The organism is Variovorax boronicumulans (assembly GCF_030812215.1).
Lineage (GTDB): Bacteria > Pseudomonadota > Gammaproteobacteria > Burkholderiales > Burkholderiaceae_C > Variovorax > Variovorax boronicumulans_C.
The window spans coordinates 447,559-470,951 of record NZ_JAUSSG010000001.1 but is presented as its reverse complement, the minus strand read 5'-3'; the positions used below and the strand labels follow the sequence as shown (position 1 = coordinate 470,951).

Annotated in this window: 20 protein-coding genes; 12 read left to right on the top strand and 8 right to left on the bottom strand. The window is 68.0% G+C overall.

Annotated elements, in window-relative coordinates:
- The first annotated feature begins 35 nt into the window (after positions 1 to 35).
- Positions 36 to 908 carry an alpha/beta fold hydrolase gene (locus J2W23_RS02150; RefSeq protein ID WP_307647509.1) on the top strand — a complete coding sequence of 291 codons (873 nt, stop codon included), beginning with the start codon at positions 36 to 38 and terminating at the stop codon, positions 906 to 908.
- Between the two features lie 22 nt (positions 909 to 930).
- Here the strand turns inward: J2W23_RS02150 and J2W23_RS02145 are convergent, their stop codons facing one another.
- Both J2W23_RS02145 and J2W23_RS02140 read right to left on the bottom strand, forming a co-directional pair.
- Entirely contained in the window at positions 931 to 1,935 is a 1,005-nt protein-coding gene (locus tag J2W23_RS02145; RefSeq protein WP_307647508.1) for a Bug family tripartite tricarboxylate transporter substrate binding protein, read from the bottom strand.
- Positions 1,932 to 2,927, bottom strand: a complete 996-nt coding sequence (locus tag J2W23_RS02140) for a Bug family tripartite tricarboxylate transporter substrate binding protein (RefSeq protein WP_307647507.1) — start codon at positions 2,925 to 2,927, stop codon at positions 1,932 to 1,934. Before J2W23_RS02140 ends, J2W23_RS02145 begins: the two co-directional genes overlap by 4 nt.
- A 165-nt stretch (positions 2,928 to 3,092) precedes the next feature.
- On the opposite strand from J2W23_RS02140, the gene J2W23_RS02135 reads away from it, so the two are divergent.
- From J2W23_RS02135 to J2W23_RS02105, 7 genes are all read left to right on the top strand, one after another.
- Entirely contained in the window at positions 3,093 to 4,541 is a 1,449-nt protein-coding gene (locus J2W23_RS02135) for an FAD-dependent oxidoreductase (RefSeq protein WP_307647506.1), read from the top strand.
- Between the two features lie 82 nt (positions 4,542 to 4,623).
- Positions 4,624 to 5,469 (top strand): IclR family transcriptional regulator, encoded by an 846-nt coding sequence (locus tag J2W23_RS02130; RefSeq protein ID WP_307647505.1) that lies wholly within the window; start codon positions 4,624 to 4,626, stop codon positions 5,467 to 5,469.
- A gap of 53 nt (positions 5,470 to 5,522) precedes the next feature.
- A complete protein-coding gene (locus J2W23_RS02125; RefSeq protein ID WP_307647504.1) occupies positions 5,523 to 6,818 on the top strand; it encodes an aconitase X catalytic domain-containing protein in 1,296 nt (431 codons plus the stop codon).
- A 61-nt stretch (positions 6,819 to 6,879) separates the two neighbouring features.
- A complete protein-coding gene (locus tag J2W23_RS02120) occupies positions 6,880 to 7,344 on the top strand; it encodes an aconitase X swivel domain-containing protein (RefSeq protein WP_307647503.1) in 465 nt (154 codons plus the stop codon).
- Positions 7,341 to 9,041: a dihydroxy-acid dehydratase gene (gene ilvD, locus J2W23_RS02115; protein ID WP_307647502.1), complete on the top strand. Its 1,701-nt coding sequence runs from the start codon at positions 7,341 to 7,343 to the stop codon at positions 9,039 to 9,041. Before J2W23_RS02120 ends, ilvD begins: the two co-directional genes overlap by 4 nt.
- A gap of 138 nt (positions 9,042 to 9,179) precedes the next feature.
- On the top strand, positions 9,180 to 10,307 hold the full coding sequence (locus J2W23_RS02110; RefSeq protein WP_307647501.1) for a porin: 1,128 nt from the start codon (positions 9,180 to 9,182) through the stop codon (positions 10,305 to 10,307).
- A gap of 23 nt (positions 10,308 to 10,330) precedes the next feature.
- Positions 10,331 to 11,293 carry a Bug family tripartite tricarboxylate transporter substrate binding protein gene (locus tag J2W23_RS02105; RefSeq protein WP_176658134.1) on the top strand — a complete coding sequence of 321 codons (963 nt, stop codon included), beginning with the start codon at positions 10,331 to 10,333 and terminating at the stop codon, positions 11,291 to 11,293.
- Here the strand turns inward: J2W23_RS02105 and J2W23_RS02100 are convergent.
- The gene (locus J2W23_RS02100) at positions 11,280 to 12,107 is read right to left on the bottom strand and encodes an aldo/keto reductase (RefSeq protein ID WP_373423862.1); all 828 of its coding nucleotides are present in this window, start codon (positions 12,105 to 12,107) and stop codon (positions 11,280 to 11,282) included. The genes J2W23_RS02105 and J2W23_RS02100 overlap by 14 nt on opposite strands.
- A 160-nt stretch (positions 12,108 to 12,267) precedes the next feature.
- The gene (locus J2W23_RS02095; RefSeq protein WP_176658133.1) at positions 12,268 to 13,398 is read right to left on the bottom strand and encodes an ABC transporter substrate-binding protein; all 1,131 of its coding nucleotides are present in this window, start codon (positions 13,396 to 13,398) and stop codon (positions 12,268 to 12,270) included.
- A gap of 109 nt (positions 13,399 to 13,507) precedes the next feature.
- Here J2W23_RS02095 and imuA point away from each other — a divergent pair, with 109 nt between their 5' ends.
- The 4 genes from imuA to J2W23_RS02075 all read left to right on the top strand — a co-directional run bounded on the left by imuA (position 13,508) and on the right by J2W23_RS02075 (position 19,997).
- Complete coding sequence (imuA, locus tag J2W23_RS02090) at positions 13,508 to 14,314, top strand: translesion DNA synthesis-associated protein ImuA (protein ID WP_307647500.1); 807 nt, start codon at positions 13,508 to 13,510, stop codon at positions 14,312 to 14,314.
- Positions 14,283 to 15,638 (top strand): Y-family DNA polymerase, encoded by a 1,356-nt coding sequence (locus J2W23_RS02085; protein ID WP_307647499.1) that lies wholly within the window; start codon positions 14,283 to 14,285, stop codon positions 15,636 to 15,638. Before imuA ends, J2W23_RS02085 begins: the two co-directional genes overlap by 32 nt.
- Positions 15,631 to 19,002, top strand: coding sequence for an error-prone DNA polymerase (locus J2W23_RS02080; RefSeq protein WP_307647498.1), 3,372 nt, complete (start codon positions 15,631 to 15,633; stop codon positions 19,000 to 19,002). Before J2W23_RS02085 ends, J2W23_RS02080 begins: the two co-directional genes overlap by 8 nt.
- An 80-nt stretch (positions 19,003 to 19,082) precedes the next feature.
- Positions 19,083 to 19,997: a hypothetical protein gene (locus J2W23_RS02075; RefSeq protein WP_307647497.1), complete on the top strand. Its 915-nt coding sequence runs from the start codon at positions 19,083 to 19,085 to the stop codon at positions 19,995 to 19,997.
- Positions 19,998 to 20,020: 23 nt separating this feature from the next.
- Here J2W23_RS02075 and J2W23_RS02070 read toward each other — a convergent pair whose 3' ends face one another.
- The 4 genes from J2W23_RS02070 to J2W23_RS02055 form a co-directional block, all read right to left on the bottom strand.
- Complete coding sequence (locus J2W23_RS02070) at positions 20,021 to 21,034, bottom strand: aminoglycoside phosphotransferase family protein (protein WP_307647496.1); 1,014 nt, start codon at positions 21,032 to 21,034, stop codon at positions 20,021 to 20,023.
- A gap of 79 nt (positions 21,035 to 21,113) precedes the next feature.
- Positions 21,114 to 21,710 (bottom strand): RNA 2',3'-cyclic phosphodiesterase, encoded by a 597-nt coding sequence (thpR, locus tag J2W23_RS02065; protein ID WP_307647495.1) that lies wholly within the window; start codon positions 21,708 to 21,710, stop codon positions 21,114 to 21,116.
- Positions 21,711 to 21,748: 38 nt separating this feature from the next.
- Positions 21,749 to 21,988 (bottom strand): hypothetical protein, encoded by a 240-nt coding sequence (locus J2W23_RS02060; RefSeq protein ID WP_176658126.1) that lies wholly within the window; start codon positions 21,986 to 21,988, stop codon positions 21,749 to 21,751.
- Positions 21,989 to 22,066: 78 nt separating this feature from the next.
- Positions 22,067 to 23,350 carry an SGNH/GDSL hydrolase family protein gene (locus J2W23_RS02055; protein WP_307647494.1) on the bottom strand — a complete coding sequence of 428 codons (1,284 nt, stop codon included), beginning with the start codon at positions 23,348 to 23,350 and terminating at the stop codon, positions 22,067 to 22,069.
- Between the last annotated feature and the right edge of the window lie 43 nt (positions 23,351 to 23,393).

Here is a 23,393-nt window from a genome sequence, read left to right as displayed (position 1 = left end):
CTGCAGCGTGAAAGGGTGCGCGGCAAAATCGAGCGATGCCCCTGACCCCCGACAGCCCCGACGCGCTCGCGGCGCGCAGCGAAATCGCGCGCATCGACGCGCTCTCCACCCATCACGACCCGGCACACGACGGCATTCGCGTGCGCTGGCGCCGCTTCGGCACCGACACCACGCTGCCGCCCATCGTGCTGCTGCACGGCGGCCACGGCAGCTGGATGCACTGGCTGCGCAATGCCGAGGCGCTCTCGGCCCATCGCACGCTGCTCCTGCCCGACATGCCGGGCTTTCACGATTCCGATGCGCTGCCGCGCGTGGCACCCGGCGAAGACTCGCTGCTGCCTTTGCTGAAGGCGCTCGGCGGCACGCTCGATGCGCTCGTCGGCGCGGGCACGCCCATCGACCTGGGCGGCTTCTCGTTCGGTGGCCTCACCGCCGCACGCTTCGCGGTGCAACGCGGCGCGGTGCGCAAGCTGGCGCTCCTGGGCAGCGGCGGCCACGGCACGCTGCGCCGCATGACGGCCCAGATGATCAACTGGCGCGCCGCCCCTGATCGAGAAGCCGAGCGCGCGGCGCTGCTGCACAACCTGGGCGCGCTGATGCTGCACGACACGTCGGCCATCGACGCGCTGGCTTTCGAGATCCACGACATCTCGTGCCACGGCACCCGCTTTCGCAGCAAGGAGGTGTCGCAGGCCGGGGGCCTTCGCAAGGCGATCGACACGCTGGGCGTGCCGACGCTGCTGCTCTGGGGCGAATACGACGTCACGGCCGATCCGCGTCCGCTGGTCGCGCAACTCGCGAGCGAAGGGCCGCACCGCGAAGGCGTGGTGATCGACGGCGCGGGGCACTGGGTGCAATACGAGCGCGCCGCCGAGACCAACGCGCGGCTCGTGAAGTTCTTCGGCTGAACTTCGCCGCCGCCGCTGCTGGCTACTGCTTGGTGAGGCCGAGCTTGCGGATCGTCTCGGCCCACTGGTCGTAGGTCGTGCGCGTCAGGTCGGCCAACTGCTGCGGGGTCGACGATTCGGCTTCGTACGCACCCTGGCGGAAGAAGTCGCGCGTGGCCGGCATCGCCAGCACCTGCGCCAGCGCGGCATTGAGCTTTGCCACCACCGGCGCCGGCATGCGCGCCGGGCCGTAGAAACCGAGCCAGCTCGCCATGTCGACGCCGCTCACGCCTTGCTCCGTCATCGTCGGCACGTCGGGCAGCATCGCGCTGCGCTTGGGCGCCGCCACCGCGAGCATGCGCACCTTGCCGGTGGCCGTGTTCTGGATGGCGTTGGGCGCCGCGTCGAAGTAGTACTGCACGCGGCCCGCGAGAAAGTCCTTCGCCGCATCGGCGCCGCCCTTGTAGGGCACGTGCACGACGTCGAGCCCGGCCTGCCGCGCGAAGGCCTCGCCGTAGATGTGCGACGAGGTGCCGGTGCCGAACGAGGCATAGCTCATCTTCCCCGGGTTGGCCTTGATGTAGGCCACCAGCTCTTGCACGTTGCGCGCCGGCACGCTCGTGTGCACCGTCAGCACCAGCGGGCCGCGCGCGCCGAGCGAGATGGGCGTCAAGTCCTTGAACGGGTCGTAGCGCACCTGGGCCAGCGTCTGCGGGTTCTGCGCGACCACGGAAGAGGGCGCGTACATGAAGGTGTAGCCGTCGGGCGCCGCGCGAATCACTTCCTCGGTCGCGAGGATGAAGCTCGCGCCCGGCCGGTTCTCGACGATGACCGGCGTCTGCAGCACCTCGCCGAGCTTGTTGGCGACGAAGCGCGCCTGCGCGTCGGAGGCGCCGCCGGCCGCCAGGCCGAGCACGATGCGGATGCTGCGGCCCTTTTCCGGAAAGTCCGCCGGCGAGGCCGCGAGCGAGGGCAGCGGCAGGGCGGCGGCACCCAGTGCGAGCCATGCGGTGACGCGGCGCCGAGAGATGGAGAAAGCTGTGGTCATTGCTTGGCCAAGCCTACCTGCTGGACCATCGCGCCCCAGCGCTCGTAGGTCGAGCGCGTGATGCCGGCGAATTCTTCCGGCGTCGTCGCGCCCGCCTCGTAGCCGCCCGTGCGATAGAACTCGCGCACCTGCGGCATCGCCAGCACCTGCGTGAGCGCTGCATTGAGCTTGGCGACCACAGGCGCCGGCATGTGCGCCGGCCCGTAGAAGCCGAGCCAACTCGGCAGGTCCAGACCTGCGATGCCCTGCTCGGCGAAGGTGGGCACGTCGGGCAGCGCGGCGATGCGCGCGTTCGCCGCGATGGCCAGGATCTTCACCTTGCCCGAGGCCGAGGTGATGACCGCCGACGAGGCCGAATCGAACATGTACTGCACACGCCCGCCGATCAAATCCTTCGCCGCGTCCGAGCCACCCTTGTAGGGGATGTGCACCGCATCGACGCCGGTCTTCTTCACGAAGGCCTCGCCGTAGATGTGCGACGAGGTGCCCGCGCCGAACGAGGCGTAGCTCACCTTGCCGGGGTTCGCCTTCACATACGCCACGAGTTCCTTCACGTTGTTGGCGGGCACCGTGGTGCTGACCGACAGCACCAGCGGCCCGCGCCCGCCCATCGAGATGGCGGTGAAGTCCTTGAACGGGTCGTAGGGCACCTGCGCGAAGGTGTGCGGGTTCTGCGCCATCGTGGAAGAGGGCGCGTACAGCAGCGTGTAGCCGTCGGGCAGCGCGCGCGACACCTCGTTGGCGGCAAGCATGGTGCTGGCCCCGGGGCGGTTGTCCACGATCACGCTGGTGCCCAGCACCTCGCCGAGCTTCTGCGCCACGATGCGCGCCTGCGCATCGGTGCCGCCGCCGGCGGTGAAGCCCACGACGATGCGGATCGGCTTGTTGCGCGCCGGAAAGTCCTGCGCGAACGCGAGCGGCGCCAGGCCCAGCAAAGCCGCGGCGCTAAGGGCCGAGCCGAATGCACGGCGGGTGCCGTTGAGTTTCTTCATCGATGTCTCCGTTGGAATGTTCTCCTAATATTGATTTAGAAAATCATAAAAATCCATATTTACTAGGGAATACCCCGAATAAATGCCTTTTTACGGTTTATGTATTTGACAAAATGAACATTGAAATCAAAATACGACGAAACAGCCCATCCAAGACAACCATCCATGAAAACTGTCGTCCGCACCGACGAGCGCATCCTGTCCTCCGACATCTTCGACCGCGACAGCCGCGTCAAGCGCCCTGACCACGGCAGCTGGGCCGAGCCCGGCAAGAACATTCAGGTCTATCACCGCTGCGGCGTGCTGGTGGTCGGCGGCGGGCCTTCGGGTACCGCCGCGGCTGCTGCTGCGGCCCGCGCAGGTGCCGACGTGGCGCTGCTCGAGCGCTACAACCACCTGGGTGGTTTGTCGACCGGCGGCCTCGTGATCTGGATCGACCGCATGACCGACTGGGAAGGCAAGCTGGTGATCCGCGGCTTCGCCGAAGAGCTGTTCGACCGCCTGCCCGCCGACGCCATCGCCGGCCCGCAGCGCGAGGACTGGGGCTCGCAGGACACGGCCAAGGCCGCGCACTGGTCGCAGCGCACGGCCGCCTATCACGGCGTGGTCACCTGGTCGCCCACCATCGACCCCGAGCGCCTGAAGCTCCTCTCGCAAGAGATCGTGCTGGAGCGCAAGGTCAAGCTCATCTATCACTCGTGGGCTGCGATTCCGATCGTGCAGGACGGTGCCGTGAAGGGCGTGGTCTTCGAGAGCAAGGAAGGCCGCATGGCCATCATGGCCGACGTGGTGGTCGACGCCACCGGCGACGGCGATCTGTTCGCTCGCGCCGGCGCCGCCTACGTGAACGACATCGAAGAAGCCGACGTGCACCACTGCATGAACACCTCGTGGCTCTTCGGCGGCGTGGACATGAACCGCTGGATCGACTTCAAGGCCGGTCAGCCCGAGGCCTTCGCCGGTTTCATGGCACGGGGGCGCGAGCAGCTGGGCCTCTTCGAGCGGCCCTTCGTCTCGTGGCGCAACGACGTGGCACTCTTCATGGGGCCGCGCCAGTCGGGCTACTCGGCGCTCGACGTGGACGACCTCACGGCGGTCGAAGTGCGCTCGCACCGCGCCATGGCCGCGCACCTGGATTACTTCAAGGCGCACGCGCCCGGCTTCGAGGACGCCTACCTGATGCTGAGCGCGCCGCAGATCGGCGTGCGCCATGCACGCCGCCTCACCGGCGTGGGCGCGGTGCTGCGCAGCCAGTGGCCCGACGGCGTGGCGCTGGCGGACGAGATCGGCGTGTCGCCCGCGGTGTCGCCGAAATTCCCGAACATCTCCATCCCCTATGGCGCGCTGGTGCCGCAGCAGCTCGACGGCCTCCTGGCCTGCGGGCGCCACATCTCGTGCGACCGCAACTCGCACGGCTTCATGCGCGAGATTCCGCAGTGCTGGATCACGGGCCAAGCCGCGGGCGTGGCGGCGGCGCTGGCGTCGCGCGGCGGCATCGCGCCGCGCTTCATCGATATCGGTGCGCTGCAATCCGAATTGCTGGCGCAGGGCGTGTACCTGCGTGCGGGTGCGGGGCAGGGCGCGGCGCCTGTCGCGGCCGAAGCCAGCGCCTAGGAACCTTCGCATGAACCCGTTCGATCCGCCTTCGCGAGCCTCTACATTGCAGAGTCTTGCAAAGCGTTCAAAGGGTCCCTCCATGTCCAACGACAAAAACGACAGCTCTCTTTCCTCGGCCGACGCGAGCGCAGATGCGCGCGGCGAGCGCTCCGACACCGTGAGCGCGCTGGAGCGCGGCATCTCGGTGCTGCGCTGCTTCAGCGAAGACCGCCCGGTGCTCGGCCATGCCGACGTGGCGCGCATCACCGGCATTCCGCGCCCCACCGTCAACCGGCTGGTCGCCACGCTGCTCTCGCTGGGCATGCTCAAGCCCGCGCAGGCGCCCGACCGCTTCATGCTCGGGCCGGGCGTGGTGTCGCTCTCGCGCGTGTTCCTCGGCAGCCTCGATGTGCGCGCCGCCGCGCGGCCCAGCATGCAGGCGATGGCCGAAGAGGTGGGCGCCTCCGTCTACCTCGCGGTGCGCGATGGCATGGAGATGGTGCTGATCGAGGCCTGCCGCCCGCGTTCGTCGATGCTCTCGGCGCGGCTGGACGTGGGTTCGCGCGCACCGCTGCCGAACTCGGCGCTCGGCCGCGCGTACCTCTCGGCGCTGCCCGATGTGCAGCGCAACCAGCTGGTCGATTCGATGCGCCTCCTGCGCGGCCCCGAATGGGACGGCATCGCCGCGCCCATGACGCGCGCCATCGGCGAAGCCAAGCGGCTGGGCTACTGCCTCTCGCTCGGCGAATTCCACCGCGAGATCAACTCGGTGTCGGTGCCGCTCATCGGCCCCGACGGCGAGGTGATGGCGCTCAACGGCGGCGGTGCCGCCTTCGTGTTCACCGAAGACAGATTGCGCAACGAACTCGCACCGCGCCTGCACGACATCGCGCTCACCATTGCGCGCGACATCGGCGGGCATGTGCCCACGCCCTTGCCGGGTTAGCAACCCGGCCGGGGTTCGATCCCCCACGACATAGAAGAACGGAGACACAGGTCATGCACCTGAGCAACGAAGAAAAAGCCATGTACGACGGCCGCGACGGACCGGCCGTGCAGAAGGCGATGGACCTCTTGATGCGCTACGGCGAAGCCCTCGGCGCCGAACGACTGGTCGAGACGCGCAACGTCTGCGCCACCATCACCTCGACCACGCCCTTCCAGCGCGACTTCGCGCTCGCCAAAGGCGGCGGCATGGACGCGGTGTTCTCCGAATTCAGCCTCGACAGCCAGGAGACGGTCGAGATCCCGAAGTTCAAGGTCTTCACCAGCCACCTGCAGCTGGGCTTCGACCCCGGCCAGCCCGAGCGCATGGGCGTGAGCGAGGAGATCGTCCAGTTCTACAACAAGAGCGAGCGCCATGCGGCCGGCCTCGGCGCGCAGATCATGAACACCTGCACGCCCTACCAGGTGGGAAACATCCCGACGCGCGGCGAGCACTGCGCGTGGATGGAATCGTCGGCGGTGGTGTATTGCAACTCGGTGCTCGGCGCGCGCACCAACACCGAGGGCCGCGAGAGCACGGGCGCGGCGATGCTCACCGGGCGCATTCCGTACTGGGGCTACCACCTCGAAGAGAACCGCCGCGCGACGCATGTGGTCGAGCTCGACATCGAGGTCGAGTCGGTGCAGGACTGGGGCCTGCTCGGCTACTACATCGGCGAGCACGTGCAGGAGCGCGTGCCGGTGGTGTACAGCCAACGCGGCATCGGCCGCGTGCCGAATCTGCCGCGGCTCAAGCACTTTGGCGCAGCCGCCTCGTCCTCGGGCGGCGTGGAGATGTACCACATCGCCGGCGTCACGCCCGAGGCGCTGACGCTGGAACAGGCGCTCGGCGGCAAGGCGCCCATCGAGGTGCTGCGCTACGGCGAAGCCGAGCGCCGCGCCACCTACGAGAAGATCAACGTCACCGGCAAGGACAGCGAAGTTCAGTACGTGATGCTCGGCTGCCCGCACTACACCATCGAGCAGATCTGGGAGGCCGCGCAGCTTATCGAAGGGCGCAAGGTACACCCCGATTGCGAGCTGTGGATCTTCACGCCGCGCGCCATCAAGTCGCTGGCTGACCGCAACGGCTACACCAAGATCATCGAAGACGCGGGCGGCATCCTCATGACCGACAGCTGCTCGGCCATGAGCCGCGCCGTGCCCAAGGGCACGAAGACGGTGGCGCTCGATTCCGCCAAGCAGGCGCACTACCTGCCCGCCATCCTCGGCGTGCAGGCGTGGTTCGGCAGCACGGCCGAATGCGTCGATGCGGCCTGCACCGGTCGCTGGAACGGGGGCTACGCATGAGCGCCGCGCCGGGCCGCCCCAAGCAAGCTCGCACCGCAGTGCGGAGCACGGAGGTATTCCAATGAGCGCCACCGTCATGACCGAAGAGAAGACCATCGTGATCCGCGGCCGCAAGGTGGTCGGCGGCGTGGCCGAAGGCGAGGCGCTGGTCACGCACGACCGCATCTCGGGCTGGGGCGGCATCGACCCGCGCACCGGCACCGTCATCGAGACGCGGCACGAACTGCGCGGCCAGAGCTTCGCGGGCAAGGTGCTGGTGTTTCCGGGCGCCAAGGGCTCGTCGGGCTGGTCCGCGATGTTCCACATGACGCGGCTCATGAACTCCGCGCCCGCGGCGTTCCTGTTCAACGAGATGACGACCAAGATGGCGCTCGGCGCTGTGGTGACCCACTCGCCCTCGATGACCGACTTCGAGCGCGATCCGCTCGCATGCATCGAGACCGGCGACTGGGTGCGGGTGGACGCCGACCGCGGCGTGATCGAGATCACCAAGAAGAACAACCACAAGACCGGAGACCGCCCATGACCCGCCCCCTGCGCAGCAACTTCCCGCGCGGCTCCTACCTCTGGTCGGTGCGCAATGCGCACTGGCGCGCGCTCGGCATTCCCGAAGAGGATTGCGAGAAGCCCAAGATCGCCATCGTCAACAGCTCCTCGGAGCTGGCCGCGTGCTTCAGCCACCTGGACAAGGTGGCAGCGGAAATCAAGACCGCGATCCGCGCGGCGGGCGGCGTTCCGTTCGAGATCCGCACCGCGGCGCCCAGCGACTTCATCACCGGCGCGGGTGCGCGCGGCGCCTACATGCTCGGCGCGCGCGACCTGGTGACCAACGACATCGAAGTCGCGGTCGAAGGCGCGCAGCTCGACGGCATGGTCTGCCTCACCTCGTGCGACAAGACCGTGCCGGGGCAGCTCATGGCGGCCGCGCGGCTCAACATCCCGACATTGCTCGTGCCGTGCGGCTACCAACCCAGCGGCGAGTACCGCGGCAAGCACATGGACATCGAGGAGGTGTTCATCGGCGCGATGCATGCGGTCACCGGCCATCTGCCCGTGGAAGAACTCGTGGGCATGAGCCGCGAGGCGATCCGCGGGCCGGGCGTGTGCTCGGGCCTGGGCACGGCCAACTCGATGCACATCGTGTGCGAGGCGCTCGGCATGGCCTTGCCCGGCAGCGCGCCGGTCGCCGCGCTGAGCCCGAAGATGATGGACGACGTGCGAGCGGCCGGCACGCGCATCGTGCAGATGGTGCTGGACGACCTGAAGCCGCGCGACATCCTCTCGGCCGGCGCCTTCGCCAACGCGGTGCGCGCGGTGCTCTCCGTCGGCGGCTCGCTCAACACGGCCAAGCACCTGCAGGCGATATCGACCGAAGGCGAGTGCGGCGTCGATGTGTACGGCCTCTTCGAAAGCCTGGGCCCGACGACGCCGGTACTGGCCGGCGTGCGGCCCATCGGCGAGCATTCGATCGAGGCCTTCGAGGCGGCGGGCGGTTGCCGTGCGTTGATGAAGCAGCTCGCGCCCTTGCTCGACACGGGCGCGCTCACGGTGACCGGCGGCACGGTCGCCGACAACCTGCGCCACGCCGAAGTGATGGACGCCGAGGTGATCCGCCCCATCGACCGCCCGGTCGCACCGCTGCCGGCCATCGTGCTCCTGCGCGGCAACCTCGCGCCCGAGTCGGGCCTCATCAAGACCGGCATCGCCGAGCGCAAGGTGCGGCGCTTCACCGGGCCGGCCGTGTGCTTCTGGACCTCGGATGCCGCCATCGCCGCGATCAAGAGTAACGAGATCGTTCCCGGCCAGGTGGTCGTGATGCGCGGCGCCGGCGCGTGCGGCGGGCCGGCCATGGGCGGCGGCGCATCGCGCGTGGTCTTCGCGGTCGATGGGGCGGGGCTGGGCGACCAGGTCGCGCTGCTGACCGACGGGCATCTCTCGGGCCTGGTCTGCAAGGGGCTCGTGGTGGCCGAGGTGTCGCCAGAGGCGGCACTGGGCGGTCCGCTCGGTCTGGTGCGCGACGGCGATGTGATCACCATCGACCTGGACGCACGCCGTCTCGACATCGCATTGACCGACGCCGAACTCGCCGCCCGCCGCGCCGACTGGCAGGCGCCGCCGCCGGCCTTCGACACCGGCTGGCTGCAGCAGTACCGGCGCAACGTGAGTCCGCTGTCCAAGGGCGCCGTGCTCGTTCGCACGGAGCGCCCACAGCCCGCCAGCTAGGCCTTTTTCACCCCGGCCTTCGCCAACCGGCGCGCACCCTCGTGCGCACCCGGTGGCGCAGCCCTGCGCGCCATCCCCGAGTGATTCCCGAGTGATTCCAGAGTTTTCAACCAAGAAAAGAGCAGGAGACAAGAAACCATGAAGAGACTTTTGATGTGGTCGGCCATCGGCCTAGCGAGCAGCGGCGCGGCAAATGCGCAATCCAGCGTCACGCTGTTCGGCGTGGTGGACCTGGGCGTCCAGTACACGAAAGGCGAGGGCGGCGGCTCGGTCAAGGCGCTGTCGAACGGCGGGCTCTCGACCAGCCGCATCGGCTTTCGCGGCACCGAAGACCTGGGCGGGGGCCTGCGCGCAGGGTTCTGGCTCGAAGGCAGCCTGAACCCGGACCTCGGCACCGGCCGGCCGAGCAACAGCAACAACCAGACGAGCGGCGCGGGCACGGCGGGGCCGATCAGCTTCGACCGCATGTCCTTCGTGAGCCTTTCGCACGATTCGCTGGGCGAGGTGCGGCTGGGCCACGACTTCATTCCGACGCACTACAACAGCATCTACTTCGACCCCTTCAACGCCAACGGCGTGGCGCGCGCGGGCAACCTCACTTTCGCGGGCGCGGGCACCGGGCCGCTGCCCACCGCCATCACCGGCAGCAACACGGTGAGCTACTGGCTGCCGGCCAAGCTGGGCGGCTTCTACGGCATGGCGATGATCGGCACCGGCGAAAACGACTCCACCGCGCCGAACCGCGACGACGGCAACTTCGGCGGCGCGCGATTCGGCTTCGCCTCGGGTGCGTTCGACATCGCGGCGGCGGTGACGCGCTCGCACTTCAACGCCACCTCCGCCATCGGCAACTACACGCACGCCAACATCGGCGGCACCTGGGACGCGGGCTTCGCGAAGTTCTTCGCGCTCTACAACAAGGTGACGGTGAAGCTCGCGGGCGGCACGGTGCGCAAGAACACCGCCGAGATCGGCGCGCACATCCCGGCCTTCGAGGTCGGGCGCATCCGCGTGAGCTACGCCTACCTGGACGACCGCAGCGACGAAAGCCTGCGCAACGCCAACGGCATGCCGCGCAACCGCGACGACGCGCGCCAGTTCGGCATCGGCTACGTGCACAACCTCTCCAAGCGCACCGCGCTCTACGGCACCTACGCCCGGCTGATGAACAGCGGGCAGGCGCGCTACGTGGTGAGCGGCGGCGTGGCGCCCGCGGGCGGGATGCGCTCGTCGGGGTGGGAGTTCGGCGTGCGGCACCTCTTCTGATCTTCTGAACCAAGGAGGCTTTCATGCGACGCAGAGACCTGGCCCTCGCGGCCCTTGCAACGACGATGCTGCCGGGCACGGCGGCCTGGAGCGCCGACGCTTATCCGAACAAACCCTTGCGGCTGATCGTCGGCTTCGCGCCCGGCGGCGGCGCCGATTCGCTCACACGGATCATCGCGGAGGGCTTGTCGAAACAGCTCGGCCAGCAGGTGATCGTGGAGAACCGCCCGGGCGCCGACGGCGTGCTCGCGGCGCAGGCCACTTCATCTGCCAAGCCCGACGGCTACACGCTGCTGATGGGCACCAACACCGCGATGGTCGCCGCGCCCACGCTGCGGCCGACCTCGCCCTACGACCCGTTCAAGGCCTTCACGCCGATCAGTTCGGCGGGGCAGTTCTCGATGTTCCTCGTGGTGCCATCGAGCTTGCCGGTGAAAAGCGTGAACGAACTGCTGGCGCTCGTGGCGGCCAAGCCCGGGGCGCTCAACTCGGCATCGAGCAACAGCGCCTCGGAGCTCGCGATGCTGCAGTTACTCGGCGACCGCAAGGTGGTCAACGCGCGCTACAAGGGTGACATGCAGGCCATGACCGACCTGCTGGGCGGGCAGATCCACATGATGTTCACCACCGGCACGCTGGCGCCGGGCTTCGTGAAGGAGGGCCGCATCCGCGCGCTGGTCACGCTGCTGCCGCAACGCAGCGGCTTGCTGCCCGATGTGCCCACGGGCGGCGAGCTGGGGCTGGGCAAGCTCACGATCACGCCGTGGGCCGGCTTCTTCGGGCCGCCGGGGCTGCCGAAAGAGATCACCGACAGGCTCTCGCTGGAGCTGCAGAACACGCTCAAGCGGCCCGACGTGCATGCGCAGCTGGTGCAGCAGGGCTTCGAGGGCTACGGCATGAGCCCCGCGAAGTTCGCCGAGTTCTTCCGCACGCAGTACGACGCCTTCGGCGCGACGGTGCGGGAGCACAACGTCAAGTTCGAATAGCGGCGGCTTCGCGGCGCCAGAAGGCGGCATCGGGGAAGGTGCCGGCGCCAGCCGCGGCGTTGTCGGCCATATGCTCCGCGCGGCTCGTGCCGGGGATCGTGCAGGTCACGGCCGGATGGCTCAGCACGAACTTCAGCAGCACCTGCGCCCAGCTCGTGCAGCCGATCTCGCCGGCCCAGGCGGGCAGCGGCTTGTCGCGCAGGCGCCGCAGCAAGCCGCCACCGCCGAAAGGCATGTTGACGATCACCGCCACGCCGCGTTCGGCCGCGAGCGGCAGCAGGCGCTGTTCGGCATCGCGCGCATCGAGCGAGTAATTGATCTGCAGAAAGTCGAGCTTCTCGGCGCGCAGCACGGCCTCGACCTCGTCGTAGGCCGAGGCGGTGTAGTGGGTGATGCCGATGTAGCGCACACGGCCTTTTTCCTTCCAGCCGCGCAGGGTGGCGAGGTGGGTGCGCCAGTCGACGAGGTTGTGCACCTGCATCAGGTCCATCTGTTTGGTGCGCAGCCGCGCGAACGATTGCTCCATCTGCGCAATGCCGGCCTCGCGGCCCGAGGTCCAGACCTTGGTGGCGAGAAAGGGCTTGGTGCGCGGCTTCGCGGCGGCCAGCAGTTCGCCGGTGGTTTCCTCGGAGCGGCCGTACATCGGCGAGCTGTCGATCACCGTGCCACCGGCCGCGAAGAGCGCGTCGAGCACGCCGGGCAGGCGCTGGTATTCCTCGGTGCCGGGGCGCTGGTCGAAGCCGATCCAGGTGCCGCAGCCGACGACCGGCAGGGCTTCCTTCGTGGAGGGAATGGGGCGGGTGGTCATTTGCATCGCGGGCCTGCCTGGTTGCTGCTGGGCGAAGGAGGGGAGCGCGGCGCCCGCGCAGAGTGCCGCGCCCAGCCGGAGGAACCCGGCGCGCGTGAGGGCTGGAAAGATGGGCGCGTTCGTGGTGGGCGTCACGAACGAAATTCTGCGCCCATCGGCAACGGTTTCAGCGGAGGTACCGCCCGTCGGCCTTGAGCATCGAGAGCTCGGAGAAGGTCAGCCCGCGATGCTCGCCGGGCCGGTACGACACGGCAATGCCGCCGATGTCGAGCGTCTTGAACGACTCCAGGCCCTTCTGCAACGACTCGGGCGTCGGGTTCGCGCCCGCGCGCTTGAGGCCTTCGACCATGACCTTGGCCGTGACATAGCCCTCCAGGCTGGCGTAGCTGAAATCGTTCATGCCGATCTTCTTCATCGCCGCCTGGTACTCGGCGATGACGGGCATCGCGCTGTTCCACGGGTAGGGCACGACCTGCGAGATGACCACGCCGGCCGCGTCTTTCTTGATGTCCTGGAAGAGCTTCTGCCCATTGAGGAAAGAGAACGAATAGAAGGCCGTCTCGCCGCCCGCCGCGCGGTAGGCGGTGATGAACTTGGCCGCCACGTCGTTGGTGGCCGACAGCACCACCGCCTTGGGCTTGAGCTTGACCAGCTCGGCCGCGCGCTCGACGGCGTCGGAGCCGTCGTTCTTGATGGCGACGCTGCCCACCATTTTTTCGCCGCGCTCTGCAATGAACTTCTGCGTGCTCTCCATCGCCGAGCGCGCGCCGGGGTTGTCGTTGTGCGCGAAGGCGATGCGCGAGAGGCCGATGGTGAACAGGTGGTTCACGATGCGGCTGTATTCCTCGTCGAAGCTGATGCGCACCGGAAAGCCGTACTCGGTGAACTTCACCACCGGGCCCGCGCCGGTGTACGGGCCGACCACGGGAATCTTCAGTTCGTTGGCCGCCTTGATCGCGCCGACCGACGACGAGGTGCCGATGGGCATCAGCACCCCGATGGCGCCGTCTTTGGCGAAGGTCTTGACGTTCTCGGCGCCCTTGGCGGGGTCGTAGGCATCGTCGAGCTGGCGCAGCTCGACCGGCCGGCCGTTGATGCCGCCGTTCGCGTTCAGCGTGGTGAACATGGCACGGATGCCGACCAGCGGTTCGGTCGACAGCGACGCGAGCGGGCCGGTCTGCACGTAGGTCTGGCCGATCAGCAGGGGTTTGCCGGTCTGCGCATACGCCGAAGCAGACAGTCCGAGAACGAAGGCGGCAAGGGTCGAAGCCAGGAATTGAATCTTTTTGTGTGTCATGGTCACAAACTGTTAACAATTCATCTTAAGGGGCGAGACCTTCCGAGTAAATCGATCTCCGGTTGCGGCTCAGGAAATACTGTATAAAAATACAGTGAAAACTCCGATCATGGGCCTTCCTTTCCTCGACTCCTTTTCCGCCGCCGCGGGCCGTGGCGTCTGGCATGCCGACGAACTCGGCCTGGCCGACGCGCAGGTCGTCGCAACCGGCCACGCCGCGCTCGACGCCGAGTTGCCCGGCGGTGGCTGGCCGGTCGGCGCGATGACCGAGCTGCTGCAAAGCGCGCCCGAAGCGCATGTCTGGCGGCTGCTGCTGCACGCGCTGGCGCAGGCGGTGGAGGCGCGCGGCGGGCCGGTCGTGCTGATCGGCCCGCCTTACGAGCCCTGCGGGTCGTCGCTCGCGGCGCAAGGTCTGCCGGTGGAGGCGCTGATGTGGATCAAGAGCGATGCGCCGGCCGCGCGGCTCTGGGCCTGCGAGCAGGCGCTGCGTTGCGCGGACGTGGCCGCGGTGCTGGCGTGGCTGCCGCAGGCGCGCGTGGGCGAATTGCGGCGGCTGCAGCTGGCAGCCGCGCAGCACGACGTGATGCTCTTCGTGTGCCGGCCCGGGTCGGCTGCGCTGGGGGCTTCGCCGGCGCGGCTTCGTTTGCAGGTGGAGACCTGCGAGACCGATGCGTCGCAGATCGAACTTCGCATCCTCAAGCGCCGCGGCCCGCCGCTGGCTTCGCCGGTGATGCTGCCAGCGCGCAACCAGCGCATGACCGCGCTGCTTGCCGCCGCCCGGCTGCGCCGCAGGCTGCGCCTGCAGCAGCAGGGCATGGTGCCGGTCGGCGACGCGGCAACGTCCGCGACGGTGGTCCGCATCGATGCGTGGAAAGGAGGCCCCAATGCACTGGATCGCATTGCGGTGGTCGCTTGAAACCGACGCGCCCGACGCACCGCAACTGCCCACGCCCGAGGCCCTCGGCTGGTGGGCGCTGGAATACACGCCGCACGTCGCCTGGCAGGACGAGGCGCTGATGCTCGAGGTCTCGGCCTGCGAGCGCCTGTGGGGCGGGCGGCTCCAGTTGATGCGCCAGCTGGTCGCCGCCAATCCCGCACCCGACGTGCGCATGCTCGGCGCGCAGGGTGCCACGAGCCTGATCGCGCTCGCGCGGCTGCGGCTGTTCGAACGGCAGGAAGAGCGCCCGAAGGACATGCCGTCCGGCCTGCCGCTCGACACGCTCACTGCCGCCCGTCCCCACCTCGACCTGCTCGCGCGCCTGGGCTGCCGCACCTGGGGCGAGGTGGCCGCCTTGCCGCGCGGCGGCCTCACGCGGCGCTTCGGCACCGAACTGCGCATGGCGCTCGACACCGCCTGGGGCCTGCGTCCCGAGGGCCACGACTGGCTCACGCTGCCCGACGTGTTCGAGCAGAAGCTGGAGCTGCCCGCGCTCGCCGAGACCGCACCCGAACTCATGTGGTCGGCCAACCGCCTGCTCTCGGCGCTGCAGATCTGGCTGCGCGCCCGCCAGCGCGGCGCCCGCGCGCTCGAACTGCAGTGGACGCTCGACCTCAAGCGCTACAACGGCGTGAACCTGCCGCCGCACCAGCAGGTCACCGTGCGCACGGCCGAGCCCACGCAGGACCTCGCGCACCTGCGCCGCCTGCTGTCGGAAAAGCTCGCTCTCACCACGCTCGCAGCGCCCGCGAGCTGGCTTCGGCTGCGCACGCTCGAAACCGATCCGTGGGCCGGCGCCAGCACGAGTTTTCTGCCCGAGGACAACCGCAAGGGCGACAAGCTGCACGAGATGGTCGAGCGCCTGAGCGTGCGGCTCGGGGCGCACCAGGTCGTGGTGCCCTGTGCGGAGGCCGACCACCGGCCCGAGCGCAAACAGACATGGCGGCCTGCGTTGCAGAAGGAAAAGGACAAGGCCGCGCCCGACAAGGCGCGCAAGCAAGCGAAGGCTGCAGCCTCGCAGCCCGATGCGGTCTATCCGCCGTGGCTGCTGCCCGAACCCCTGTTGCTCGAGATGGACGGCGAGCGCCCGTGCTACCGCGGCCCATTGAGCAAGCTGGTCGGGCCGCAGCGCGTCGAGGCCGGCTGGTGGGGCGGCAAGGAAGACGGCGGCCAGCCGGCGATGCGTGACTACTACGTGGCCGAAAGCCCCGAAGCCGGCCTGGTGTGGATCTTTCGCGAACGGCCCTCGGCGCGGTTTTCTTCGGGCGAGGTGCGCTGGTATCTGCAGGGGTTCTATGCCTGACCTGAGCGACAAGGAAGAGCGCAAGCGCCGGCCTGCCAAGGTGCATGCGCTGCCGGTGCCGTTGCGCAAGAACACCGTGGCGAAGTTGCCGGACTATGCCGAGCTGCACTGCCTCACGAACTTCAGCTTCCAGCGCGGCGCGTCGACGCCCGAGGAAGTGGTCGAGCGCGCCTATCAGCTGGGGTATGCGGCGTTGGCGATCACCGACGAGTGCTCGGTGGCCGGCATCGTGCGGGCGTACGTCTGCCGGCGCGACATGGAGCGCACGCTCGACGACTACGAGCGCGAGCACCCCGACGAGCCGCCGATCCCGCGCAACCTCACGTTTCGCCTGCTGTTCGGCAGCGAGTTCCGCTTCGAGCGCTTCAAGCTCGTGGTGATCGCGAACGACACCGAGGGCTGGGGCAACCTCTGCGAGTTCATCACCGCCGCGCGCAACACCGAATTGCCCAAGGGCGAGTACCGCGTGAGCTGGGAGGGCAGCGACGTGGCTTCGCTGCAGGACTGCCAGGTGCTCTTCGTGCCGCATCGCGAGCCGGGCGGCGCGATGGACGTCGCCACGCTGCACGAAGACCTGCTGGCCGCCAAGGCCCTGTATGGCGGCAACCTCTGGCTGGCGGTGGAAATGCTCAACGAGCTCGACGACGACCTGTGGTTCGTCACGCTGATGCAGGCGGGCGAGCAGGCCGGCGTGCCGTTGGTGGCGGCTGGCGACGTGCACATGCATGCGCGTGCCCGCAAGCCGCTGCACGACGTGTTGACCGCGGTACGCGAAGGCAAGACGGTTGCCGAGTGCGGCTTTGCGCTGCAGTCGAATGCGGAGCGGCATCTGCGGCAAAGGGTTCGGCTGGCGGAGCTTTATCTGCCTGAGATGCTGGCGAACACGCTGGTGGTGGCGGGGCGGTGCAAGTTTGATCCGGCGGTAATTCGGGAGAACTACAAATATCCGCTTGAAACCGTGGGCAGCAGCGAGACGGCCGCACAGACGCTGGTGCGAAAGACGTGGGAGGGGGCACTCAAACAATATCCGCTCGAACGGTATGCCTCGGGCATTCCGGAGGTCGTCTGCCGGCAGGTGCAGAAGGAACTGAACCTCATCCTCGAACTTGAATACGAGATGTTCTTTCTCACGGTGGAAGACATCGTGCGCTTTGCCAAATCGAAAAACATCCTCTGCCAAGGCCGTGGCTCATCGGCCAATTCAGCGGTCTGCTACTGCCTCGGCATCACCGCGATCAATCCAGAGAAAGGTCACCTGCTGTTCGAGCGCTTCCTGAGCCGCCATCGCAAGGAACCGCCCGACATCGACGTCGACTTCGAGCACCAGCGCCGCGAAGAAGTCATCCAGTACATCTACGAGAAATACGGCCGCGAGCGCGCCGCCATCGCCGCTGTCGTCATCTGCTATCGCTCCCGCAGCGCGTTGCGCGACGTGGGCAAGGCCCTCGGCATCGACGAGCGATTGGTCGACGAATTCGCCAAGGACCACTACTGGTTCGACGATGCCGTGCTCGGCGAACAGTTGAATGCCGCATGCGTCCGTGTCGGCGTGAAGGAAGACGAACTCAAGCTCGTCCAGTGGATCGAGATGACGCATCGGCTCAAGGGCTTTCCACGCCACCTGAGCCAGCACGTCGGCGGCTTCGTGCTCACGCACACCAGGCTCACGCGGCTCGTGCCGGTCGAGAAGGCGTCGATGAAAGACCGCTCCGTCATCCAGTGGGAAAAGGACGACCTCGAAGCCATGGGCATGCTCAAGGTCGACGTGCTCGCGCTCGGCATGCTCAGCGCCATTCGCCGCGGGCTCGATCACATGAACCGCTGGCGGGGCTCGATGGTGGAGATGCACCACGTTCCCAACGACGACCAGAAAGTGTTCGACATGATCTGCGACGCCGACACCATCGGCGTGTTCCAGATCGAGAGCCGGGCGCAGATGTCGATGCTGCCGCGCCTGAAGCCGCGCACTTATGAAGACCTGGTGATCGAAGTGGCGATCGTGCGGCCGGGGCCCATTCAGGGCGGCATGGTGCATCCGTATCTCAAGCAGCGCGAGCGGGTGCGCAAGGGCTTGCCGATCCTCTATGAAAAAGACGAACTGAAGCCCGCCTTGGAACGCACGCTGGGCATTCCGATCTTCCAGGAGCAGGTGATGCAGATCGCCATGATCGCGGCCAAGTTCAGCGCCGACGAAGCCGACCAGCTGCGTCGTGCCATGGCGGCGTGGAAGCGCAAGGGCGGCCTCGACAAGTTCCACGCGAAGCTCGTGGATGGGATGGTGGACAACAAGTACCCGAGGGAGTTCGCCGAAGCCATCTTCAAGCAGATCCTCGGCTTCGGCGACTACGGCTTCCCCGAAAGCCATGCCGCGAGCTTCGCGCTGCTGGTCACCATCAGCAGCTGGCTCAAGAACTACGAACCCGCCTGCTTCCTCGCCGCATTGCTCGACTCCCAACCCATGGGCTTCTACAGCCCCTCGCAGCTCGTGCAGGACGCGCGCCGCCACGGCGTCGAAGTTCGTCCGGTCGATGTCACGCACAGCGATTTCGACACCACGCTCGAACCCCGCGCGCCCGATGCGCCGCGCATGCCGACAGGCACCGACGCGCGCTACGCCGACCGCCTGGGCAACGAGAACCAGCCGGCGGTGCGGCTCGGCCTGAACCGCATTGCCAGCCTCAGCAAGGACGGTGCCGAACGCCTGCTGAAAGCGCGCGAACAGGCCCCGTTCGCCAGCACCGAAGACCTCGCCCTGCGCGCCGAACTGGACGGCAAGGACATGGCTGCGCTCGCCGCGGCCGATGCGCTGATGTCGCTCTCGGGCCATCGCCGTCAGCAGGTGTGGGACGCCACCGCGCAGCGGCGCTCGCCGGCCTTGCTCAAGGGCGTGCCGATCAACGAGCAGGTGCTGCTGCTGCCCGCGGCGCCCGAGGGCGAGGAGATCGTCGGCGATTACGCATCGCTGGGCCTCACGCTGCGCCGCCATCCGCTCGCGCTGCTGCGCTCGCGCCTTTCGCGCATGAAGCTAATGAGTGCGGAGGAACTGCGCGCGCAACCCACCGGCCGCACCGTGCGCGCCTGCGGCATCGTCAAGGGCCGGCAGCGGCCCGGAACGGCCAACGGCACGATCTTCGTCACGCTGGAGGACGAGACCGGCAACGTCAACGTGATCGTCTGGAGCCATGTCATCGACGCGTGGCGCGAGCCCTTGCTGAAGTCGCACCTGCTCGCGGTGCAGGGCACCTGGCAGCGCGACGACGACAGCGGCGGCAAGGTGCAGCACCTGGTCGCCACCGGCTTCAAGGACCTGACGCCGCTCATGGGCCGGCTTGCGCAAAGCAACACCAGCCGCGACTTTCATTGAATTGAATGCGCGATGCCGATGGATGCAACCGATCGTTCCACGCCTCGCGCGCCCCACGACTTTTCGCTAACCTGTTCCTCATGCCCGCACTCGCCATTGACCCCATCGTCGCCACGCCGATCGGCCCGCCGCCACCGGCGCCCGATGTGCCGATTCCCGTGACGCCGCCACCGCCGCCCGCACCGCCTCCCGAGGGCGATCCGCCGCCGTCCGTGCCGCCTGTCACCGACCCCGGATTTCCACCGCCCGTGGTGGAGCCGCCGCCGATGCAGACCGCCATGGTGCCTTTCGGCAAGCTGCACGCGCGGCGCCTGCGCGAGGTCTACCGTTCGGCGGGCTGGCCCTGCTGCGATGGCATCGAGGTCGAGCTGCTGGCCGGCGGATTCCTCGAACGCGTGCGCACCGCGCACGGCCACGAGACCCTGCGCGTGACCGACGCCGGCATCGCCCGCATCGCGACCACGCTCACCATCAACCGCGCGGCACTGACGCCGCACGAGGCTCTGGTCGAACGCGTGGCGCGCGAGATGACGCGCGGCGGCCGCATCGCATGGCGGGGCCTCGGCCTCCGCGCGCGCCTGCCGCCGCTGGAGGAGGGCGGCAAGCCGCGCTGGTGCATGGCGCGGCCCGATGTTTTTTCGATCCGCAACACCAGCGTCGAGGCCTATGCGCATCCCATCGTCCACGAGGTGAAGGTGAGCCGCGCCGACCTGCTGGGCGACCTGCGCAAGCCCGACAAGCGCGCGGCCTACCTCGACCTGGGCGGCGAGTGCTGGTACGTGCTGGGCAACGATGCGCGCGGCCGCTGCATCGCCACGCCCGAGGAGATTCCGGCGGAATGCGGCGTGCTGGTGCTCGAAGGCGAACGCCTCGTGGTGGCGCGCGCTGCGGTGCACCGGCCGATCGAGCGCATGCCGTTCGCGGTCTGGCTGGCGCTGGCCAAGGCGCAGCCGATCGCGGGCTTCGACGAGGATGTGCAGGACATGCTGATCTAGCTGGCGACCTCGCCGCCGCGCAATCAGGTGACCGCTTCGTAGCTCCGGTGCGCAATGGCGACCACGTTGCCGGGCTGGAACTGGCTCGCCATCTGCCGCATGGCCTCTTCGCGGTCCTCGGTGCTTGCGGACGCATCGAAGACCTGGTCGCTGATCTCGAGGATGTCGCGCACGATGCGCTCGTGGCGGTAGTAGGCGAGGGCGACCGCATCGATGTCCGTGGCGCCGTAGCCTTGGTAGAACTGCGCTTCTTCCTCCGGCTGGTTCCAGACGTGGCCGACACCGCCGCCGACGAACATCAGGTCGCGCTCCTTGGGCGCGAGGACGAGCGTGTCCCAGTCGACGATGGCCAGCCGGTCTTCATCGCCCAGGAGCACGTTGCCCGCGTGGATGTCGGCGTGGCACACGACCTGCGGCAATGCCTTCTCCAACAGGATCGACGCAAGCTGCTCACTGCGATAGACAAGCGTGTCGATCTCCTCGTCATGCTGCCCCCAGAAGGCGTGGAACCGCTGGACGATGGCGTCGCCCACGAAGCCGTTGATGAAGCGGCGCTGGTAGCGCCTGACGCCCTCGCGCCAATGGTGTGCGTAGATTTCCTTGGGGATGCCTGCGAGCAGCGCGGGAGGCAATTCGGTGCGGTGAATGCCGCCCAGCGCTGCGCCGAGTGCGGCCCATTGCGCGGCGGTCAAGGCGCGTTCGAATCCGCTCCGGCCTTCGAAGAAGGGATAGAGCATCCAGTTGAAGCCGTGGCGCTGCACGCTGAGTTGATGGTCCGTCGTAGGCAGCGGCGCCATCACCGCGGCAATGCCTTTGTCGTGGTGGAGAAAGGCGGGCACGGCCACGGCCGACTTGTCGAAATCGCCACTGCGCAGCTTCAGGAAGTACCCCGTGCCGTTGTTCGCCTGCACGCGGAAGACCGCGGAGTGGACGTCCGCGCCCAACGGAAGGAATTCAGCGTGTGTCGCCTGGAGGCCGTAGTTTTCGGCAAGGCACTTGTGAATGGCGTCGTGGGCGATATCGGGTGGTGTCAGCATGCAGGGGTGATGGGCGTTCGTTCGATGGGCGCCGAAAATTGTCTCACCCGATAAGGCCACGAAAGCTGACTGACCTGTGTCAGACGTCGTCGTCTTCGTCGGCTTCGTAGGTGGCCAGCACCTGGTGCTCGACCGGATGCGAAGTGAACGAGCGCACGAGCAGGAATTTCCTCACGCGCCAGGGGATCGGCGGCAGGCTCATCGGATAAGCCGCGCCTTCGGTTCGCCGGGCGATGGTGATGTGCGGTGTGAAGGTCGGCGTTTCCGTGGAGATGCCCGCCTTCCGGACAGCACGGCCGATGTCCGCATGCAGGGTGCGCAGGGCGCCATGCTCGGCCGGCTGCAGCACCGCGATGTCGTTGCGCCACGTCCGCGAGCTGTCCAGCACGAGGTCCATGGGCTGCACCCGGACCTGGGCGAGCGCTTCACGCAGGCGCTTTTCGACAGCCGGGGTCTGGTCGCCGAAACAGTGGAGCGTCAGGTGCAGTCGCGGGCTGCGGGGAAAGTAGTGGCCCTTGGGCCAGATCCAGTCCTTGCGGTGGGTTTCGATGGCCGCTTGCACATCGGGCTCGGGAAACAGCGCGATGAGAAGGTGCCGTTGCCTCTCGAAGGCGGGGTAGTCCCAATCGGGTTCGGGGTCGTTCGGAAAAACATCGCCACGGTTGAAATCGTCCATTGCAGTTCTCCTGGAGAAAGAAGGATGAAAAGGCGGGTTCAGGATTCCGACGGCCACCAATGCTCGGCCGTCGTCCGGATGACGCGCGCCGCCTGAACGCGGACGTCATCCATTTCATTGCTGTCGTCGCCGTGGCCGTGTTCCCGGACCACGCGGAAGGGCCAGGTCGAGAGGCGGCCTGCACGTTGGCGCGGCTGCATCGGGTGCCGCCGGGCGGGGGAAGAAGAGGAGAAAAAAAGAACCTGCGCCGAGGGCGCAGGCGGATTGGCGGTGGTCATGGAGTCGCCTCGAATGTTGCTCTTGGAGACGATCTATTCTAGAGAAAACACTGTATCTATGTACAGTATATTTGCAGCCTATCGGGGGTCGTTGCCGAGCAGCGCATCGAGGTCGATGGCTGCCGCCATCGCCTTGTAGCCGGCGTCGCCCGGATGCAAATGGTCGCCCGAATCCATCGCCGCCTTCAGGCGGATCGGCCGCGCCGGATCGCGCAGCAGCGCGTCGAAGTCGACCACCGCGTCGAACGCGCCGCTTTCGCGAATCCAGCGGTTCACGGCCTGGCGCACCTTGTCTTTCTCGGGCGAGTGGTGGCCTTCGAGGCCGGAGCCTTCCAGCGCGCGCTCGTTGGGCGTGATCGTGCCGGCCACGATGCGCACGTTATGGGCGTGGGCCAGCGCGATCAGCTGGCGAAACCCCTGGATCAGTTCTTCCGCCCGCACCGCCGGCTCCTGCGGCGCGAAGGGGCCACCGGGCCAGCCGATGTCGTTGGTACCCAGCAGCACGATCACGGCGCGCACGCCCGGCTGCGCGAACGCGTCGCGCCCGGCGCGTTCGAGGCCGGCGCGGCCCATGCCGTCCTTCATCAGCCGGCCGCCGGAGATGCCGGCGTTCAGCACGCCGACGCCGCGCGGGGCCAGGCGCTCGGCCAGCGCATCGGGCCAGCGCGTGTTGGCGCCGGGCGTGGAGCCGTTGCCGTCGGTGATCGAGTCGCCCAGCGCGACGACGGTGGCCGGCGGCGTGGGTGTTTCGACCACGAGGCCGCTGACGTAGACGCGCGTGCTCCATTGCGATGCCGTGGCGGGTAGCTGCGCGGCGCCGGTCAGGTCGCCGCCGGCGACATACGCCGTCTCGCGCGCATCGAAATGAAAGCCCGCGGGCTGGCTGGGCTTCGGCAGATAGAGCGATACCGCAACCTCGCTGAGCGCGGGCAGCGGCAGGTCGACCGGATCGCTGACCAGCCGCGCGCCCGGCGGCACGGTCACCTCGGCCTGTCCGCCGAAGCGCACTGCGCGGTCGGTGCCTTCGACGATGGCCGAACCTTCGCCATGCCGCGCCACGCGGGCCGCGCCGATGTAGAGCGGCGCCGTGCCGCCTTCGTTGCTGATCACCACGCGCAGCCTCGCGCCGCCGATGCTCAAACGTGCCACCTGGCGAATGGTCTGCCGGTTGAACTGGAAGGGCAGGCCGTTCGGCAGCACGAAGTCGCCGCCCCAGATGGGCTGGGTGCTGGCCATCCAGCTGGGGCTCCAGTAAGTGGGGGCGGGCGGCGTGGTCTGCGCTGCCGATACGGCGGTGATGCCCGCGAGAGCCAGCGCCGCGGCACCGTGCTTGAGGATCGATCCGAAGGTGGATGCATGCATGTTCGTGTCCTTGAAAGTGAAGCGATGGCTCGACTTTCTTCCA

What these genes read in the sequence shown, in the direction of transcription:
- J2W23_RS02150 (WP_307647509.1), top strand. Translation starts at nt 36, where the DNA reads ATGCCCCTGACCCCCGACAGCCCCGACGCGCTCGCGGCGCGCAGCGAA.
- J2W23_RS02145 (WP_307647508.1), bottom strand. Translation starts at nt 1,935, where the DNA reads ATGACCACAGCTTTCTCCATCTCTCGGCGCCGCGTCACCGCATGGCTC.
- J2W23_RS02140 (WP_307647507.1), bottom strand. Translation starts at nt 2,927, where the DNA reads ATGAAGAAACTCAACGGCACCCGCCGTGCATTCGGCTCGGCCCTTAGC.
- J2W23_RS02135 (WP_307647506.1), top strand. Translation starts at nt 3,093, where the DNA reads ATGAAAACTGTCGTCCGCACCGACGAGCGCATCCTGTCCTCCGACATC.
- J2W23_RS02130 (WP_307647505.1), top strand. Translation starts at nt 4,624, where the DNA reads ATGTCCAACGACAAAAACGACAGCTCTCTTTCCTCGGCCGACGCGAGC.
- J2W23_RS02125 (WP_307647504.1), top strand. Translation starts at nt 5,523, where the DNA reads ATGCACCTGAGCAACGAAGAAAAAGCCATGTACGACGGCCGCGACGGA.
- J2W23_RS02120 (WP_307647503.1), top strand. Translation starts at nt 6,880, where the DNA reads ATGAGCGCCACCGTCATGACCGAAGAGAAGACCATCGTGATCCGCGGC.
- ilvD (WP_307647502.1), top strand. Translation starts at nt 7,341, where the DNA reads ATGACCCGCCCCCTGCGCAGCAACTTCCCGCGCGGCTCCTACCTCTGG.
- J2W23_RS02110 (WP_307647501.1), top strand. Translation starts at nt 9,180, where the DNA reads ATGAAGAGACTTTTGATGTGGTCGGCCATCGGCCTAGCGAGCAGCGGC.
- J2W23_RS02105 (WP_176658134.1), top strand. Translation starts at nt 10,331, where the DNA reads ATGCGACGCAGAGACCTGGCCCTCGCGGCCCTTGCAACGACGATGCTG.
- J2W23_RS02100 (WP_373423862.1), bottom strand. Translation starts at nt 12,107, where the DNA reads ATGCAAATGACCACCCGCCCCATTCCCTCCACGAAGGAAGCCCTGCCG.
- J2W23_RS02095 (WP_176658133.1), bottom strand. Translation starts at nt 13,398, where the DNA reads ATGACACACAAAAAGATTCAATTCCTGGCTTCGACCCTTGCCGCCTTC.
- imuA (WP_307647500.1), top strand. Translation starts at nt 13,508, where the DNA reads ATGGGCCTTCCTTTCCTCGACTCCTTTTCCGCCGCCGCGGGCCGTGGC.
- J2W23_RS02085 (WP_307647499.1), top strand. Translation starts at nt 14,283, where the DNA reads ATGCACTGGATCGCATTGCGGTGGTCGCTTGAAACCGACGCGCCCGAC.
- J2W23_RS02080 (WP_307647498.1), top strand. Translation starts at nt 15,631, where the DNA reads ATGCCTGACCTGAGCGACAAGGAAGAGCGCAAGCGCCGGCCTGCCAAG.
- J2W23_RS02075 (WP_307647497.1), top strand. Translation starts at nt 19,083, where the DNA reads ATGCCCGCACTCGCCATTGACCCCATCGTCGCCACGCCGATCGGCCCG.
- J2W23_RS02070 (WP_307647496.1), bottom strand. Translation starts at nt 21,034, where the DNA reads ATGCTGACACCACCCGATATCGCCCACGACGCCATTCACAAGTGCCTT.
- thpR (WP_307647495.1), bottom strand. Translation starts at nt 21,710, where the DNA reads ATGGACGATTTCAACCGTGGCGATGTTTTTCCGAACGACCCCGAACCC.
- J2W23_RS02060 (WP_176658126.1), bottom strand. Translation starts at nt 21,988, where the DNA reads ATGACCACCGCCAATCCGCCTGCGCCCTCGGCGCAGGTTCTTTTTTTC.
- J2W23_RS02055 (WP_307647494.1), bottom strand. Translation starts at nt 23,350, where the DNA reads ATGCATGCATCCACCTTCGGATCGATCCTCAAGCACGGTGCCGCGGCG.